Genomic DNA, 16,012 nt, shown 5'->3' on the forward strand with positions numbered 1-16,012 from the left:
AGCGGCAGGACAGACAACGTGATCGCCGAAAACATCGTCCACTTCGCCCGCATCCTGCGCACCGCCGGCATGCCCATCGGCCCCGACCGTGTGCTCGCTGCCATGGCTGCGATCGAGCACGTCGGCCTGAACCGGCGCGACGACGTGCACGCCGCGCTCAGCGCCGTGATGATCGACCGCCACGAGCAGCAGGTGCTGTTCGATGCCGCGTTCGCCGCGTTCTGGCGCGACCCGAAGCTGCTCGAACAGCTGATGTACCTGCTGTTGCCGAAGATCAGCGGCCGCGGCGAGAAGCACAACACGCCGCGCGCCAACCGCCTGGCCGAAGCGCTCGCGCCACCGCGCAAGAAAGAGCCGCCGAACCCGGCCAACAACACCGCGCCTGAAGAGCTGAAGTTCGACACCACCTTCACCTTCTCGGAACGCGAGCGCCTGCAGCGGGCCGACTTCGAAAGCATGAGCGCGGCCGAGTTCGAACTCGCCAAGAAGCTCGCCGAGCAGTTGCCCTTGCCGGTCGACCCGGTGCGCCGCCGCCGCCACGAGCGTGCCTCGCAAGGCCGGCTCGACCTGCGCGCCACGATGCAGCGCATGGCGCGCCAGCCGCACACGCTCACGCCGATGTTCACGCGCCCGCGCAAGGAACTGCCCACGCTCGTCGTGCTGCTCGACATCTCGGGCTCGATGGAGCGCTACGCCCGCCTGCTGCTGCACTACGTGCATGGCCTGACGCGGCGCTACCTCAAGGTGCACACCTTCACCTTCGGCACGCGTTTGTCGAACATCACCCGCAGCCTGCGCCACCGCGACCCCGACGTGGCCCTGCTGCACGCCGACCGCGTGGTGCAAGACTGGAAGGGCGGCACGCGCATCGCGTCGTGCCTGGAAGAGTTCAACCACGACTGGGGCCGGCGCCTGCTCGGCTCGAACGCGGCGGTGCTGCTGATGACCGACGGCCTCGACCGCGACGATCAAGGTGATCTCGCGAAAGCCGCTGCGCAACTGCGCCGCACCGCCCACACGATCGTGTGGCTCAACCCGCTGCTGCGATTCGACGGCTTCGAGCCGCGTGCCGCCGGTGTGCGCGCGCTGCTGCCCAACGTCGACCGATTCCTGCCGGTGCACAACCTCGCCAGCCTGGCCGATCTCGGCCGCGCGCTGCGGGCACCAGCTGTCAACCCATCCTCACTTCTGAACTGAACGCTCCATGGAACTGCAAGGCGAAAGACTTATCCCCGCATCGGTCGACAAGACCTGGGCCGCGCTCAACGACCCCGAAGCACTCAAGGCCTGCATCGCCGGCTGCGAATCGCTCGAACGCACCGGCGACGATGCCTACACCGCCGTCGTAGCGCTCAAGGTCGGCCCGGTCAGCGCACGCTTCAAGGGCAACCTGCAGATGACGAACGTGCAGGCGCCGAACAGCTACACGATCAACTTCGACGGGCAGGGCGGCGTGGCTGGCTTCGGCAAGGGTTCGGCCGACGTGGCGCTCACGCCCGAAGGCTCGCAGACGCGCCTGAAGTACAACGCGCGCGCCCAGGTCGGCGGCAAGATGGCGCAGATCGGCTCGCGCCTGATCGACGCGGCGGCCGGCAAGATCACCGAGGATTTTTTCAAGGCCTTCGAGGCGAACCTGCAGGCCAGCGAGGCGCCGGCCGAAGAAGCCGCTGCCGTGCCGGCGGTGGCAGCGCCCGCAGACACTGGCATCGGCAAGGTCTGGTGGCTGATCGGCGCCGTGGTGGTGCTCGCGGTGGTCTACTTCGTGATCCGCAAGTAAGGAGACAAGCTCATGGACAGTCTCGACCTTCAGGTGCTGGGCCAGGCCCGCGACTGGTTCAACGAAGGCCACAAAGTGTGGCTCGTGACCGTGATCGAAACCTGGGGCTCGGCGCCGCGCCCGCCCGGCGCGCTGCTGTGCCTGCGAGGCGACGGTCTGGTGGCCGGCTCGGTCTCGGGTGGTTGTGTCGAAGACGACCTGATCGACCGGCTGCGCCACGGTGAGCGCGTGGCCACGCCCTCGCTCATCACTTACGGCGTGACCAAGGAAGAAGCGGCGCGTTTCGGCCTGCCCTGCGGCGGCAACCTGCGCCTCGTGCAGGAGCCGCTGCAAAGCGTGGCCTGGATCGACGAAGTGCTGGCCCGCACGGCACGCCACGAACTGGTGGCGCGGCGCATGCAACTCGCGACAGGCGAAGTGACCGTGAGCGCCGCTTCGCGCGGCGACGTGTTCCAGTTCGATGGCGGAAGCCTCACCGCGCTCTTCGGCCCGCGCTGGCGGCTCTTGATCATCGGCGCCGGCCAGCTCTCGCGCGTGGTGGCGCAGATGGCGGTGGCGCTCGACTTCGAGGTCATCTGCTGCGACCCGCGCGAGGAATACAACCTCACCTGGGACGTGCCGAACACCACCTTCAGCAAGGCCATGCCCGACGACTTGGTGCTCGAGCTGCAGCTCGACCCGCACTGCGCGGTGGTGGCCGTCACGCACGACCCGAAGCTCGACGACCTGGTGCTGCTCGAAGCGCTCAAGTCGCCCGCCTTCTACATCGGCGCACTCGGCTCCCGCGGCAACACCGCGAGCCGGCGCGAGCGGCTCAAGCTGTTCGACCTGTCACCCGCCGAGATCGACCGGCTGCACGGGCCGATCGGGCTCGACATCGGGTCGAAGACACCGGCCGAGATCGCCGTGTCGATCGTGGCCGAGATCATCGCGGTGAAGAACGGCATCGCGCTGATGCAGAAGAAAGAAGGCTCGTCGGTGCCGGCCGTGCGCGCCATCGGCGCCGAAGCTCAGAGCTGAAACCCGACCCACAACACCAGGCCTTCGGCCAAGTCGGTCAACAGGCCGGCCTTCGACGGCAGGTGCTGCGTGGCGAGCGAACGCTCACGCTCGAACCAGGCTGCGCATGACGTGATCGCCCCGGCGTCGTGGAAGGCGAACATCAGTTCGTAGTTCAGGAACAGGCTGCGGCTGTCGAGGTTGGCCGAACCGCAGAGCGCGACCACGTCGTCGACCACGGCGAGCTTGGCGTGCTGCATGTGCGGCGTGAGCCAGAGCCGCGCGCCGGCCGCGTTCAGCGCGCGCAGGGCGCGGCGCCGCGCCACGTCCGACATGCGGTGGTTCGAGCGCGCCGGCAACAGCAGGTCGACCACCACGCCGCGCCGCGCGGCCAGGCACAGCGCCATCAGCAACGAGGCGTCGGGCACGAAGTAGGGCGTGACGAGCCGGATGTGCCGGCGCGCGCGGTAGGCCGCGGTGACGAGCAACGCGTGCACCGTGTCGTCGACCTGGTCGGGGCCCGAGGCCACGAGCTGCGCGCACACGGCCGGCGGCGCCGTGGCGGGCTGCTGCGCAGCGCTGTCTTCGGCCGCCGCCTTGCGCCCGTTCGCAAAAGCCCAGTCGTGTTCGAACAGGCTGCTGGCTTGCAGCACCAGCGGGCCTTGCAGGTCAAAGCTCAGGTCGTGCCAGGGCGTCTTGCCGGGCGCGCCTTCGAAGTACTCGGCCGCCAGGTTGCGCCCGCCGCTCCAGACGCGGCGGGTCTCGAAGGCGGCGTCGGCGATCAGCAGCTTGCGGTGGTCACGCAGGTTGGTGCGGCCCTTCAGCGGCGAATGCAGTGGCGGCACGAACAGCGTGACCACGCCGCCGCAGTCGCGCAGCGGTTTCAGGTCGGGGCGGCCGCCCATCAGCCGGCCCAGCCCGTCGAGCATCAAACGCACCTTCACGCCGGCACGCGATCTCTCGCACAGGCGCTCGATGAACTGCGCGCCGAGGGCGTCGTCACCCACAATGAAGGTGCACACGTCGATCGAGTGTTCGGCGCCGTCGACCACCTCCCACAGCGCGGCGAGCGCGGCCGCGCCATCGACGTGCAGGTGCAGCGCGTGGTACGCGGCGGGCGGAGGCTGGCCGAGCGCGGCGGCGGTCTGCACCGCCCAAGAAGCCTGATCAGCCGGGGCGGCCGGGTCGGGCGCCACGAGCGCCGCGCGGTTGCGCGGGCGTGCCTGCTTGCGCGAGCCGAAAGCCAGAAAGGCCGGCAGCGCCACGTAGGGCATCAGCAGGATGAAGAGCACCCACGCGATCGCCGCACTCGGGTGGCGGCGCTGGTGCAGCACGTGCGCGGCGATCACGTAGAACAGCACCGCGAGCAAGGTGACCAGGCCGTGCAGCGTCAGCCAGTAGGCGAGGGTCAGGCCGGGGAACATCGGCCCCGACCTTAACGCATGCCGGCGGCCTGCGAGAGCTTCAGCCCTTCTTGGCCATCACCAAGACCGGCTGCTCGCGGTACCACTGCGGGAACACCGCTTTCAGGTTCGCGATCTTCGGCCTGTCGAAGCGCGCGATGTAGCCCGACTCGGGGTGCAGCGTGGCGTAGTCCTGGTGGTAGGCCTCGGCGGTGTAGAAGGCCTCGAGCGGGCCGACCTGGGTGACGATTCTGCCGCGGTAGACCTTGGCCGCTTCGAGCTGCGCGATGTACTTCTCGCTCACCGCCTTCTGCGAAGCGCTGGTCGTGAAGATCGCCGAGCGGTACTGGGTGCCCGAGTCCGGGCCCTGGCGGTTGAGCTGGGTCGGGTCGTGAACGACCGAGAAGTAGATCTGCAGCAGTTGTGCGTAAGACACCTGCTTCGGGTCGAAGGTGACCTGCACCACCTCGGCGTGGCCGGTCATGCCCGAGCCGATCAGCGTGTACATGGCGGTCTGCTTCGCGCCGCCGGCGTAACCAGACACAGCCTGGATCACGCCCTTGGTGTGCTGGAACACGGCCTGCACGCCCCAGAAACAACCACCCGCGAACACGGCGACCTCTTGCGCGCCCGTGCTTTCGGTGACCAGGTCGGCCGTGGGCGCCGGGATCACGACCGCCGTTTCGGCGGCGACGCTGGGGCCGAACTTCGCGACCGCGAAGGCTGCGAGCACCGCTGCGCCGGCCAGGGCGAAAACGCGGCGTGTGGGCTGGGCGGGGAGGGTTTGTTTCATCGTCGGGCTCCAAACGGTGGGCTCAGCATGCCTGTCGAATCGACCCGCCGCTTTCTTACGCGCGATGACCCTAAGGCTTGTGGTTGGCACCCGGCGGCGGGGCCGTGAAGAGCTTGGCCGCGCGGCCTTTCAGTTCGAGCAGCTCGCTCGGCGTGACCGAGTAAGTGCCCGACATGATGTCGACCTCGACCCGGAATTCCACTTCCTTGCTGCCATTGCTCAGCGTGCCCGAGGTGAATTCATAACTCTCGTCTTCGGCCGGCAGGCCCAGCGTTTCCTTGTCGTAGTTCTCGTGGACCACGTTGCGGATCTCGCCGCTGGCCAGGTCGAGCATGCCGGTGGACTGGATGACGGACTCGGTGAGTTCGTCGTGAATGATGATGGGCAGCTTCAGGTCCACGGCGGGCTCCTCGACGCACGGAGCGGCGTCGTCGGAGAGCGATTCTAAGGAGGCACGGCCAGCGGCCGCGCCCCGTCACGCGTTGCTCGTCGCCCGCACTTCCTCGATCGTCGTCACCCCCGCCAGAACCTTGGCGATGCCGTCGTGGCGCAGCGTGCGCATGCCGCTCGCGACCGCGCTCTGCTGCAAGGCTTCGGCGCGTGCGCCGGTCTGGATCAGGTGGCGCAGCTCGCGCGAGACGACCATCATCTCGTGCAGGCCGGCGCGGCCCTTGAAGCCGGTGTCGCTGCAGGTGGCGCAGCCGGGGCTCGAATGCCACATCAGCCGGCCGTCGCGGGCGTTGTTCTTCACCCAGCCCTGCAGCACCGCGTCGCGGCTCAGCGGTGCTTCAGCGCCGAAGGCGTGCATGTAGTCGTTCAGCAGTTCGTCGACTTCTTCGCTGCTGGCGGGCCGGCTGGTGCGGCACTCGCTGCACAGGCGGCGCACCAGGCGCTGCGCCAGCACGGCGAGCAGCGAGTCGCCGAAGTTGAACGGGTCCAGGCCCATGTCGAGCAGGCGCGTCACGGTCTCGGGCGCGCTGTTGGTGTGCAGCGTGCTCATCACCAGGTGGCCGGTGAGCGAGGCTTCGACCGCCATGCCGGCGGTTTCGGCGTCGCGGATCTCGCCGACCATGATCACGTCGGGGTCGGCGCGCAAAAAGGCGCGCAGCGCTTTTGCAAACGTCCACTCGATCTTCGGGTTCACCTGCACCTGGCGCAGGCCGGGCTGGGTGATTTCGACCGGGTCTTCGGCGGTCCAGATCTTGCGCTCGGGCACGTTGATGTGGCTCAGCGCCGAGTGCAGCGTGGTGGTCTTGCCCGAGCCGGTGGGGCCCACGCACAGCACCAGGCCGTAGGGCCGCTCGATCGCCTGCTTCAGCCACGCCAGGTTGTTGGCTGACAAGCCGAGTCGGTCGAGCGGCAGCGGCTTGGCTGACGCCAGTATCCGCATCACCACGTCTTCGAGCCCGTTGTTGGTGGGGATCGTGGCCACGCGCAGTTCGAGCTTGTGCTGGGCCGAGAACTTGGCGAAGTTGATCTTGCCGTCTTGCGGCTTGCGGCGCTCGGCGATGTCGAGGTCGCACATGATCTTCACGCGGGCGATCAGGGCGCTGCGGTAGTTCGAGGGCAGCTCGAGGTAGGTGCGCATCTGCCCGTCCTTGCGGAAGCGCACGCGGATCTTTTCCCGGCCGGGGTAGCTCTCGATGTGGATGTCTGACACACCGTCGGTGTGCGCCTCGATGATCATGTTGTTGAGCAGCCGCACCAGCGAGTTGTCCGACTGCTCGATCGGCTTGTCGGCGTCGAGGTTGCTGCGCTCCAGGCCTTCTTTTTCGAGCGACTCGACCAGCTTGTCGGTGTCGTGCAGGTCGAAGTTGATCGGCACCGAAGCGTCTTCGAACGGCCGCGCCTCGGGCGTGATGGCGCCGATCTTCTCGTAGGCGCCGTACAGCACCGTTTCGAGCGACTGGCCGTGCGCGAGCACCGGCACCACCTTCATCTGCGCGCTGAACTCGATCTCTTCGGTGATGCTGCGGCGGCGCACCGGGTCGTCGAGCGCGATGATCAACCGCCCGTCGCGCACGAGCAGCGGCACCACGGCCAGGCGCAGCGCGGTGGCGTAGGGCAGGGCGCGCAGCGCGTCGGGCTCGACCGGGAAGGTGTCGATGTCGACCAGCGGGTAGCCCATCTTGCGGGCCAGCGCCACCTGCAGGTCTTCACGCGAGACCACGCGCATGCGCACCAGCAGTTCGCCGAGCGGTACGCTGCGGTCGGTCTTCTGCTGCGCCAGCGCTTCCTGCAGCTGCGCGTCGGTGATGAGGCCGAGCGAGAGCAGCGCTTCGCCGATGCGGACCATCGGCATGCGGCTCTGGCGCTCGATGGCGTCGATGAGCTGCTCGGGCGACACGATCTGCTGCGCGACCAGGATGTCGCCGAGCTTCTGCTGCCGCAAGCCTTGCTGTGCGTCGACCGCCTGCGCGATCTGCTGTTCGGTGGCGCTGTGCTGCGCCACCAGCAACTCGCCGATGCGTGCCCCCACCTCGAAGCTGCTGAACGCGCTGCGCGGAATGAACTGGCGCGTGACGCTGCCGTCGGCCGCCGCGGTGGGCGGGAACAGGAACAGGCCTGCGCTGGTTTCGACGTGGCCCATGGTGTCGCCACTCAGCTCGCCGCCGGCCGACAACACCACGCGAAAGCTCGAATGCGCGCGGTGCGCCAGCAGGCCGGCGTGCGGGTCGTCGGCGCGGGGCGTGCCCGGCTTGATCGGTGTCGTCAGCACGATGGCGCGGAACTGCTCGAAGCGCAGCGGCAGCGTGGTGCGCGCCGGCGGCACCTGCACGTGCACCACCTGCTCGTCGGGCACGAAGAAGGTGAGCCGGCCCTTGGTGCGGGTGTTGTTCAGGCCGACGATCTCGCAGGGCAGCGGGTCGGTCTGCGGCGTGGCTGCGGGGTAGCTCGCGTAGGGCGGCACCGGCCAGCAGAAGGCTTCGCGGCTGGCCTTTTCGGGCAGGTCAGCGCGGGGTGTGGCGACCAGGGCTGCTGGTTCAGGCGCCAGGTTCCATTCGAGCGGGCTCAACATGTCTGCCATCGCAGAATTCCTTCCGCGGGGCCGCGCGACCCGTCGGAAGACGCCCGTCAGCCAGCCCCATTTTCACGCTGGCATGGTGCCGCCGCCGGGGCCGGCACGATGCGCGGAAAAGCGGGGTGGCGACCGCCCAGTTCCTGCGCGGGGCCTCAGCCCTTCATGTGCGTGGGCAGAAAGGTCACGATCTGCGGGAACACGTAGAGCAGCACCACCATCATGACCATGAGCAGGAAGAACGGCAACGCGGCGCGGGCGATGTAGACGATGCTGCGCTGGGTCATGCCCTGCATCACGAACAGGTTGAAGCCGACCGGCGGCGTGACCTGCGCCATCTCGACCACGATGACGATGAAGATGCCGAACCACAGCGGGTCGATGCCGGCCTTCTGCACCGTGGGCATGATCACGCCCATGGTCAGCACCACCATCGAGATGCCGTCGAGAAAACAGCCCAGCACGACGTAGAACACAGTGAGCGCCATGATCAGCTGGAACTGGCTCAGGCCGAGCGAGGCGATCCATTCGGCCAGGTGGCGCGGCAGGCCGATGTAGCCCATGCTCAGCGTGAGGAACGCGGCCCCGGCCAGGATCAGCGCGATCATGCAGTACAGGCGCGTGCCGCCGAGCAGCGATTCCTTGAACGTGGCCCAGTTCAGCGAGCCCTGCAGCGCCGAGAGGATCAGCGAACCCACCACCCCCAGCGCAGCGGCTTCGGTGGCGGTGGCGATGCCCGAGTAGATCGAGCCCAGCACCGCGGCGATCAGCAGCACCACCGGAATCAGGTTGCGCGACTCGTAGAGCTTTTCGGTGAAGCTCATCAGCGCGTCGCGCGGCGGGATCTTGCCGGGGTTGAAGAGCGACCAGCCGGCGATGTAGAGCGAGAAGATCAGCGCCAGCAGGATGCCGGGGATCACGCCGCCGATGAAGAGCTGCGAGATCGACACGTCGGCGGTGACGCCGTAGACGATCATGATGATGCTGGGCGGGATCAGCAGCCCCAGCGTGCCGGCACCGGCCAGCGAGCCGATCGACATGATCTCGGGGTAACCGCGCCGCGTGAGCTCGGGCAGGCTCATCTTGCCGATGGTGGCGCAGGTGGCGGCGCTCGAGCCCGACACCGCCGCGAAGATCGCGCAGCCGACCACGTTCACGTGCAGCAGGCGCCCGGGCAGCGCCTGCATCCACGGCGCCAGGCCCTTGAACATGTCTTGCGACAGGCGGGTGCGGAACAGGATCTCGCCCATCCAGATGAAGAGTGGCAGGGCGGTGAGCGTCCAGCTCGACGACGAGCCCCAGATCGTGACGGCCATCGCGTCGCCGGCCGGGCGCGAGCTGAAGAGCTGCATGCCGATCCAGGCCACGCCCGAGAGCGTGAGGCCGATCCACACCCCGCTGCCGAGGATCAGGAACATCGAGCCGATCAACAGCGCGGTGATCGCGAAGTCACTCATCTTTGGTCACTCATTGTGCGAAGCCTCTTCGGACGTGGCCACGACCCGCTCGCCGCGCAGTTCGAGCACCAGTTCGTCGACGAAGGCGATGGCGAGGATCAGCGTGCCCACGGCCATCGAGAGTTGCGGCAGCCAGAGCGGCGTGGCGTCGTTGCTGGTGGAGATGTCGTGGAATGTGTACGACTGCCAGGCCAGCTTGGCGCTGTAAAACGCCGAGAGCGTGGCCAGCGCGGTGGCTGCGAGCAGCGACCAGAGCTCGAAGCCTCGCTTCCAGCCGCCTTTGAGCGAGCCGATCAGCAACGTCACGCGGATGTGCTCGCCTTTCTTCAGCGTATGCGCCAGCGCCAGGAAACCGGCGGCGGCCATCATGTAGCCGGCATACGCGTCGACGCCGGGGATGTTGAAGTGCAGCTGGCGTCCGAGGATCGACAGCATCACCATCACCAGCAACAAGACCATGAACAGCGCCGCGAGCGCGGCGGCGCCGTTGTAGAGCGTGTCGAGAAACCGGCGCACGCCGGAAGGAGCGGGCGCCGGTGTCATCACAACTTCTTGTAGGCGTCGACGACCGCCTGGCCTTCGGGGCCGGCTTTTTCAAGCCACTCTTTCAGCATCGTGTCGCCGACCTTCTTCATGTCGCTGGTGAGCGCCGGCGACGGCGCCACGATGTTCATGCCGTTCTTCTTCAGCAGCTCGATGTACTCGGTGTTCTTGGCCTTCGACAACGCGAAGCCACGCACCTCGGCGTCGGCGCCGGCTTTCAGCACGGCGGCCTGCGTCGGCTTGTCGAGCGCGTCGAACGCGGCCTTGTTGACGAGCACGCCGTTCTTCGGCAGCCAGGCCTGGGTGTCGTACCAGTACTTGATGTGTTCGTAGGTCTTGGTGTCGTAGCCGGTGGAGCCCGACGACATGTACGACTCGATCACGCCGGTGGCCATGGCCTGCGAGAGTTCGGCGGCCTGCACCGTGACCGGCTGCGCGCCCACCAGTTCGGCGATGCGTGCGGTGGCCGGGCTGTAGGCGCGCCACTTCACGCCCTTCAGGTCGGCGGCCGAGGCGATCGGCTTCTTCACGTAGATGCCTTGCGGCGGCCAGGCCACGGCGTACAGCAGCATCATGCCCTGCTCGCCGAGCTTCTTGTCGAGCAGCGGCTTCTGCGCCTTGTACAGCTTCATCGACTCGTCGTAGCTGTCGGCCAGGAAGGGCAGGCCGTCGGCACCGAAGATCTGCCATTCGTTCTGGAAGTTGGCCAGCAAGATCTCGCCCATCTGCGCCTGCCCGCCCTGCACCGCGCGCTTGATCTCGGGCGCCTTGAACAGCGAGGCGTTGGCGTGCACCGTGATCTTGAGCTTGCCGGCCGTGGCCTTGTCGACGTCGGCCGCGAACTGCATCAGGTTCTCGGTGTGGAAGTTGGTGGCCGGGTAGGCGGCCGGCAGGTCCCATTTGGTCTGGGCCGAAGCGGTGGCCGCCAGGCCCGCGAGGGCGAGCGCGGCGGCGGTGGAAACGAGGCGACGATTCAGGTTCATGGGCTCTCCGGAGTCAGCGTGTGTGAAGGGTCGGCAAAAGCATAGAGCGTGCCGCGCAACCGGGCATCGGTTGTTCCACGGGGCTTGCAGTCTAGAAAATATGTCTGTAAATTGTCAATAAGTTTTCAACGTTTTGACAAAGCGAAGGGCGCGGGCACAAAGTGGCGAGCACACCCAAGGCGAAGAAGAAGGCCCCGGCGCGAGGCATCGTGTCGTCGTCGCACCTGGTCTCGCCGCGCAGCGTGGAGCTGTCGGAATTCGAGTTCGGCCTCATCGTCGCGTGGAACGCGTTCTCGCGCTGGGCCATGCGCTGCATGGCCGCCGCCGGCTGCCCCGACCTGACGATCACCGACGTGCTGGTGCTGCACCACATCAACCACCGCGCGCGCAACAAGAAGCTGGCCGACATCTGCTTCGTGCTCAACTACGAAGACACGCACGTGGTGGCCTACTCGCTGAAGAAGCTGCTCGCCGCCGGGCTGGCGCAAGGCGACAAAGCCGGCAAGGAGGTCTTCTACAGCCCCACGCCGGCCGGCGAAGCGGCGGTGCAGAAGTACCGCGAGGTGCGCGAGACCTGCCTGATCGACAACCTCGACGCCGACCGCAACACCGACATCGGCGAGATGGCGCGGTTGCTGCGCACCATGTCGGGCCTGTACGACCAGGCGGCCCGTGCGGCGACATCGTTGTGAACACACTGGGTGTGCTGATGCTCGACACGCGCTTTCCGCGCGTCGCGGGCGACATCGGCAACCCGGCGACCTTCGGCTTCCCTGTGCGCTACAAGACCGTGCACGGTGCGTCGCCGCTGCGTGTGGTGCGCGAGCGTGACCCGACCTTGCTGCAACCCTTCATCGACGCCGGCCGCGCGCTGGCTGCCGAAGGCGCGAGCGCCATCACCACGAGCTGCGGCTTTCTCGTGTTGTTCCAGCAGGCCTTGCAGGCCGCGCTGCCGGTGCCGGTGTGGACCTCGAGCCTGCTGCTCCTGCCGGCGCTCGAACGCGCCGGTGTGGTGACCGTCGACGCGGCGTCGCTGGGTGCCGATCACCTGCGCGCCGCCGGTGCCGGCGCCGAGACGCCGGTCGAAGGCATCGCTGCCGGCAGCGCTTTCCAGCAAACCTTGCTGCGCGACCTGGCCACGCTCGACAAGGCAGACGCGATGCTGCAGGTCGTCGGCGCCTCGCAACGGCTGCTTGCCCGCCACCCCGCGCTGACCGACATCGTGCTCGAATGCACCAACATGCCACCCTATGCCGACGCGGTGCGCCGAGCCACCGGCCTGCGGGTCCACGACATCACCACACTCATCGGCGAACGCTTCCACGCGCTGCCTCATTGAAAGCCCGAGATGAACCCGACCCAAGACAAACGCTGGCAGTTCTGGATCGACCGCGGTGGCACCTTCACCGACCTGGTCGGCAAGCGGCCCGACGGCACGCTGGTCACGCACAAGCTGCTGAGCGAAAACCCCGAACAGTACCGCGACGCCGCGGTGGCCGGCATCCGCCACCTGCTCGGCCTGAACGCCGGTGAGCCGATCACGCCGGCGCAAGTCGAGTGCGTGAAGATGGGCACCACCGTCGCCACCAACGCGCTGCTCGAACGCAAGGGCGAGCCGACGCTGCTGGTCACCACGCAAGGCTTTCGTGACGCACTGCGCATCGGCTACCAGGAACGGCCGCGCATCTTTGATCGCCACATCGTGTTGCCCGAGTTGCTCTACAGCCGCGTGATCGAAGCGGTGGAGCGGGTCGGTGCGCACGGCGACGTGGTGCAACCGCTCGACGAACTGCATCTGCGCGAGCGCCTGTGGGCCGCGTTCGACGCTGGCCTGCGCAGCGTGGCCATCGTCTTCATGCATGGTTACCGCTACCCCGCGCACGAGCTCGCCGCGCAAAGGCTTGCGAAAGAAGCCGGCTTCACGCAGATCAGCGTCTCGCACCAGGTGAGCCCGCTGATGAAGCTGGTGGGGCGCGGCGACACCACGGTCGTCGATGCCTACCTGTCGCCGATCCTGCGGCGTTACGTCGAACAGGTGGCCGGCGAGATGCCGGGCGTGAAGATCTTCTTCATGCAGTCGTCGGGCGGGCTGGCCGACGCGCACGCGTTCCAGGGAAAAGACGCGATTCTGTCGGGCCCGGCCGGTGGCATCGTCGGCATGGTGCGCACGGCACAGCTCGCGACAGACGATCTCGGCACCGACAAGGTCATCGGCTTCGACATGGGCGGCACCTCCACCGACGTGAGCCACTTCGCGGGCGAGTTCGAGCGCGCCTTCGAAACGCAGGTGGCTGGCGTGCGCATGCGCGCGCCGATGATGAGCATCCACACCGTCGCGGCCGGTGGCGGCTCGGTGCTCGGCTTCGACGGCTCGCGTTTTCGCGCCGGGCCGCAGAGCGCGGGTGCGAACCCCGGGCCGGCGTGCTACCGGCGCGGCGGCCCGCTGGCCGTGACCGATGCGAACGTGATGGTCGGCAAGATCCAGCCGGCGCATTTTCCGAAGGTGTTCGGCCCGCAGGCGAACGAGCTGCTCGACCGCGATGTGGTCGTCGAGAAATTCACTGCGATGGCGGCCGACATCGAGCGCGCGACCGGCGCCAAACGCGCGCCCGAAGAAGTGGCCGAAGGTTTCATCGACATCGCCGTCGGCGCGATGGCCAACGCGATCAAGAAGATCTCGGTCGCGCGCGGTTACGACGTGACACGCTACACGCTGCAGTGCTTCGGCGGCGCCGGTGGCCAGCATGCGTGCCGCGTGGCGGATGCGCTCGGCATGAACCGCGTGTTCGCGCATCCGCTCGGCGGTGTGCTCTCGGCCTACGGCATGGGCCTGGCCGACCAGAGCGTGATGCGCGAAGCGGCGATCGAACAACCGCTGGCGACGGCGCTGGAAGCGGTCACGCAGCGTGTGGACGCGCTCGCCACCGAAGCCGGTGAAGAACTCACGCGACAGGGTGTGAGCGGTGGCCGAGTGCACGTGCACCGGCGTGTGCACGTGCGCTACGAAGGCACCGACTCGGCGCTCGTCGTGCCCTTCGGCAGCGCGGCCGAGATCCAGGCGGCGTTCGAAGCGGCCTACCGCCAGCGCTTCGCTTTCCTGATGAGCGAGCGGCGGCTGATCGTCGAGGCCGTCTCGGTCGAAGCGGTGGCCGAAGGTGATGCGCCGACGGAAACGCGGCACGCACTCGGCGCCGCTGAAGCCGCGCCGGCCGCCGACACCGTGCGCCTCTTCAGCGGCGGCCGCTGGTGGAGCGCCGCTCTCGTGGTGCGTGAAGACACGCGGCCCGGCCACGTGATCGCCGGCCCGGCGATCATTGCCGAGAAGAACGCCACCACCGTCGTCGAACCCGGCTGGCAGGCGCGCGTGACCGCGCTCGACCACCTGGTGCTCGACCGCGTGCAGCCGCGGGAGGCGCGCCGAGCCATCGGCACCACGGTCGACCCGGTGATGCTCGAGGTCTTCAACAACCTCTTCATGAACATCGCCGAGCAGATGGGGCTGCAATTGCAGAACACCGCCTACTCGGTCAACATCAAGGAGCGGCTCGACTTCTCGTGCGCGCTGTTCGATGCCAGTGGCAACCTGATCGCCAACGCGCCGCACATGCCGGTGCACCTGGGCTCGATGAGCGAGTCGATCAAAACCGTGGTCGCACGCAACGCCGGCAGCATGCAGCCCGGTGACGTGTACGTGCTCAACGACCCCTACCACGGCGGCACGCATTTGCCCGACGTGACGGTGGTGACGCCGGTGTGGAACGAAGCGAACGACACGGTGCTGTTCTATGTGGGCTCGCGCGGCCACCATGCCGACATCGGCGGTGTGACGCCGGGGTCGATGCCGCCCTTTTCCACGCGCATCGAAGAAGAGGGCGTACAGATCGACAACGTGAAACTGGTCGATCGCGGTGTGTTGCGCGAGAAGGAAATGCTGGCGCTGCTCGCCAGCGGCACTTGGCCGTCGCGCAACCCGCAGCAGAATCTGGCCGACCTGAAAGCGCAGATCGCCGCCAACCAGAAGGGCGTGCAGGAGCTCGGCAAGATGGTCGAGCAGTTCGGCCTCGACGTGGTGCAGGCCTACATGCGCCATGTGCAAGACAACGCCGAAGAGTCGGTGCGGCGCGTGATCACGAAGCTGAAAGACGGCGCCTTCACGCTGCCGCTCGACAACGGCGCGCAGATCAGCGTGGCGATCCGCGTGAACGCGGCCGCACGCACGGCGCAGATCGACTTCACCGGCACCTCGGCACAACTCGTCAACAACTTCAACGCACCGACGGCGGTGTGCATGGCCGCCGTGCTCTACGTCTTCCGCACGCTGGTGAACGACGACATCCCGCTCAACGCCGGTTGCCTGAAGCCGCTCGAGGTGATCATTCCGCAAGGCTCGATGCTGAACCCGCTGCCGCCGGCCTCGGTGGTGGCGGGCAACGTGGAAACCTCGACCTGCATCACCAACGCGCTCTACGGCGCGCTCGGGGCCATGGCGGCCGGGCAGTGCACGATGAACAACTTCACCTTCGGCAACGAGCGCCACCAATACTACGAGACGATCTCCGGCGGCAGCGGCGCCGGCCCGGGCTTCGACGGCACGAGCGTCGTGCAGACCCACATGACCAACTCGCGCCTCACCGACCCCGAGGTGCTGGAGTTCCGCTTTCCGGTGCGGCTCGACAGTTACGCGATCCGTGCCGGCTCGGGCGGGGCGGGCTTGCACCGAGGCGGAGACGGTGGCGTGCGCCGGGTGCGCTTTCTCGAGCCGATGACGGCCTCCATCTTGTCCAACGGGCGCCAGGCCGGCGCCTTCGGTCTGGCCGGCGGATCGGCTGGCCAGCCGGGCATCAACCGGGTCGAGCGTGCCGACGGTCGGCGCGAGGCGCTCGGCCACATCGGCTCGGTCGAGATGCAGCCCGGTGACGTGTTCGTGATTGAAACACCGGGGGGCGGAGGTTACGGGAGCGCCCCTGATGCCGGGAAGGCCGCCGCGGGGCTGTAAGAATGGCGCCCGTGCTCCGACACAAGCAGGTCGCCGATCGAC

General features: G+C 67.7%; 13 protein-coding genes. 6 read left to right on the forward strand and 7 right to left on the reverse strand.

Annotated features, from left to right (window positions below):
- The 3 genes from AC30PD_RS15695 to AC30PD_RS15705 all read left to right on the forward strand — a co-directional run.
- Positions 1–1,197: vWA domain-containing protein (locus AC30PD_RS15695; protein WP_489536598.1), on the forward strand; the 1,197-nt coding region annotated here is incomplete at its 5' end.
- A gap of 7 nt (positions 1,198–1,204) precedes the next feature.
- Entirely contained in the window at positions 1,205–1,777 is a 573-nt protein-coding gene (locus AC30PD_RS15700) for an SRPBCC family protein (RefSeq protein WP_489536599.1), read from the forward strand.
- A 12-nt stretch (positions 1,778–1,789) separates the two neighbouring features.
- A complete protein-coding gene (locus tag AC30PD_RS15705) occupies positions 1,790–2,797 on the forward strand; it encodes an XdhC family protein (RefSeq protein WP_489536600.1) in 1,008 nt (335 codons plus the stop codon).
- Here AC30PD_RS15705 and AC30PD_RS15710 read toward each other — a convergent pair.
- The 7 genes from AC30PD_RS15710 to AC30PD_RS15740 form a co-directional block, all read right to left on the reverse strand.
- Positions 2,788–4,200 (reverse strand): phospholipase D-like domain-containing protein, encoded by a 1,413-nt coding sequence (locus AC30PD_RS15710; protein ID WP_489536601.1) that lies wholly within the window; start codon positions 4,198–4,200, stop codon positions 2,788–2,790. The genes AC30PD_RS15705 and AC30PD_RS15710 overlap by 10 nt on opposite strands.
- Before the next feature lie 40 nt (positions 4,201–4,240).
- On the reverse strand, positions 4,241–4,972 hold the full coding sequence (msrA, locus tag AC30PD_RS15715) for a peptide-methionine (S)-S-oxide reductase MsrA (protein WP_489536602.1): 732 nt from the start codon (positions 4,970–4,972) through the stop codon (positions 4,241–4,243).
- Positions 4,973–5,042: 70 nt separating this feature from the next.
- On the reverse strand, positions 5,043–5,372 hold the full coding sequence (locus AC30PD_RS15720; protein ID WP_489536603.1) for a hypothetical protein: 330 nt from the start codon (positions 5,370–5,372) through the stop codon (positions 5,043–5,045).
- Positions 5,373–5,447: 75 nt separating this feature from the next.
- Positions 5,448–8,000, reverse strand: coding sequence for a GspE/PulE family protein (locus AC30PD_RS15725; RefSeq protein WP_489536604.1), 2,553 nt, complete (start codon positions 7,998–8,000; stop codon positions 5,448–5,450).
- 146 nt (positions 8,001–8,146) lie between these two features.
- On the reverse strand, positions 8,147–9,448 hold the full coding sequence (locus AC30PD_RS15730) for a TRAP transporter large permease (protein ID WP_489536605.1): 1,302 nt from the start codon (positions 9,446–9,448) through the stop codon (positions 8,147–8,149).
- 6 nt (positions 9,449–9,454) lie between these two features.
- A complete protein-coding gene (locus AC30PD_RS15735) occupies positions 9,455–9,964 on the reverse strand; it encodes a TRAP transporter small permease (protein ID WP_489536638.1) in 510 nt (169 codons plus the stop codon).
- Between the two features lie 26 nt (positions 9,965–9,990).
- The gene (locus AC30PD_RS15740; RefSeq protein ID WP_489536606.1) at positions 9,991–10,974 is read right to left on the reverse strand and encodes a TRAP transporter substrate-binding protein; all 984 of its coding nucleotides are present in this window, start codon (positions 10,972–10,974) and stop codon (positions 9,991–9,993) included.
- Positions 10,975–11,135: 161 nt separating this feature from the next.
- On the opposite strand from AC30PD_RS15740, the gene AC30PD_RS15745 reads away from it, so the two are divergent.
- From AC30PD_RS15745 to AC30PD_RS15755, 3 genes are read left to right on the forward strand one after another with little or no spacing between them, the layout of a single operon-like run.
- Complete coding sequence (locus AC30PD_RS15745) at positions 11,136–11,666, forward strand: winged helix DNA-binding protein (RefSeq protein WP_489536607.1); 531 nt, start codon at positions 11,136–11,138, stop codon at positions 11,664–11,666.
- Positions 11,663–12,313, forward strand: coding sequence for an aspartate/glutamate racemase family protein (locus AC30PD_RS15750; RefSeq protein WP_489536608.1), 651 nt, complete (start codon positions 11,663–11,665; stop codon positions 12,311–12,313). The genes AC30PD_RS15745 and AC30PD_RS15750 overlap by 4 nt, the downstream gene beginning before the upstream one ends.
- A gap of 9 nt (positions 12,314–12,322) precedes the next feature.
- Positions 12,323–15,970 (forward strand): hydantoinase B/oxoprolinase family protein, encoded by a 3,648-nt coding sequence (locus AC30PD_RS15755; protein ID WP_489536609.1) that lies wholly within the window; start codon positions 12,323–12,325, stop codon positions 15,968–15,970.
- Positions 15,971–16,012: the final 42 nt, after the last annotated feature.

Origin of the sequence: Rhizobacter sp., from assembly GCF_032229685.1 — a bacterium.
GTDB lineage: Bacteria > Pseudomonadota > Gammaproteobacteria > Burkholderiales > Burkholderiaceae_C > LMDS01.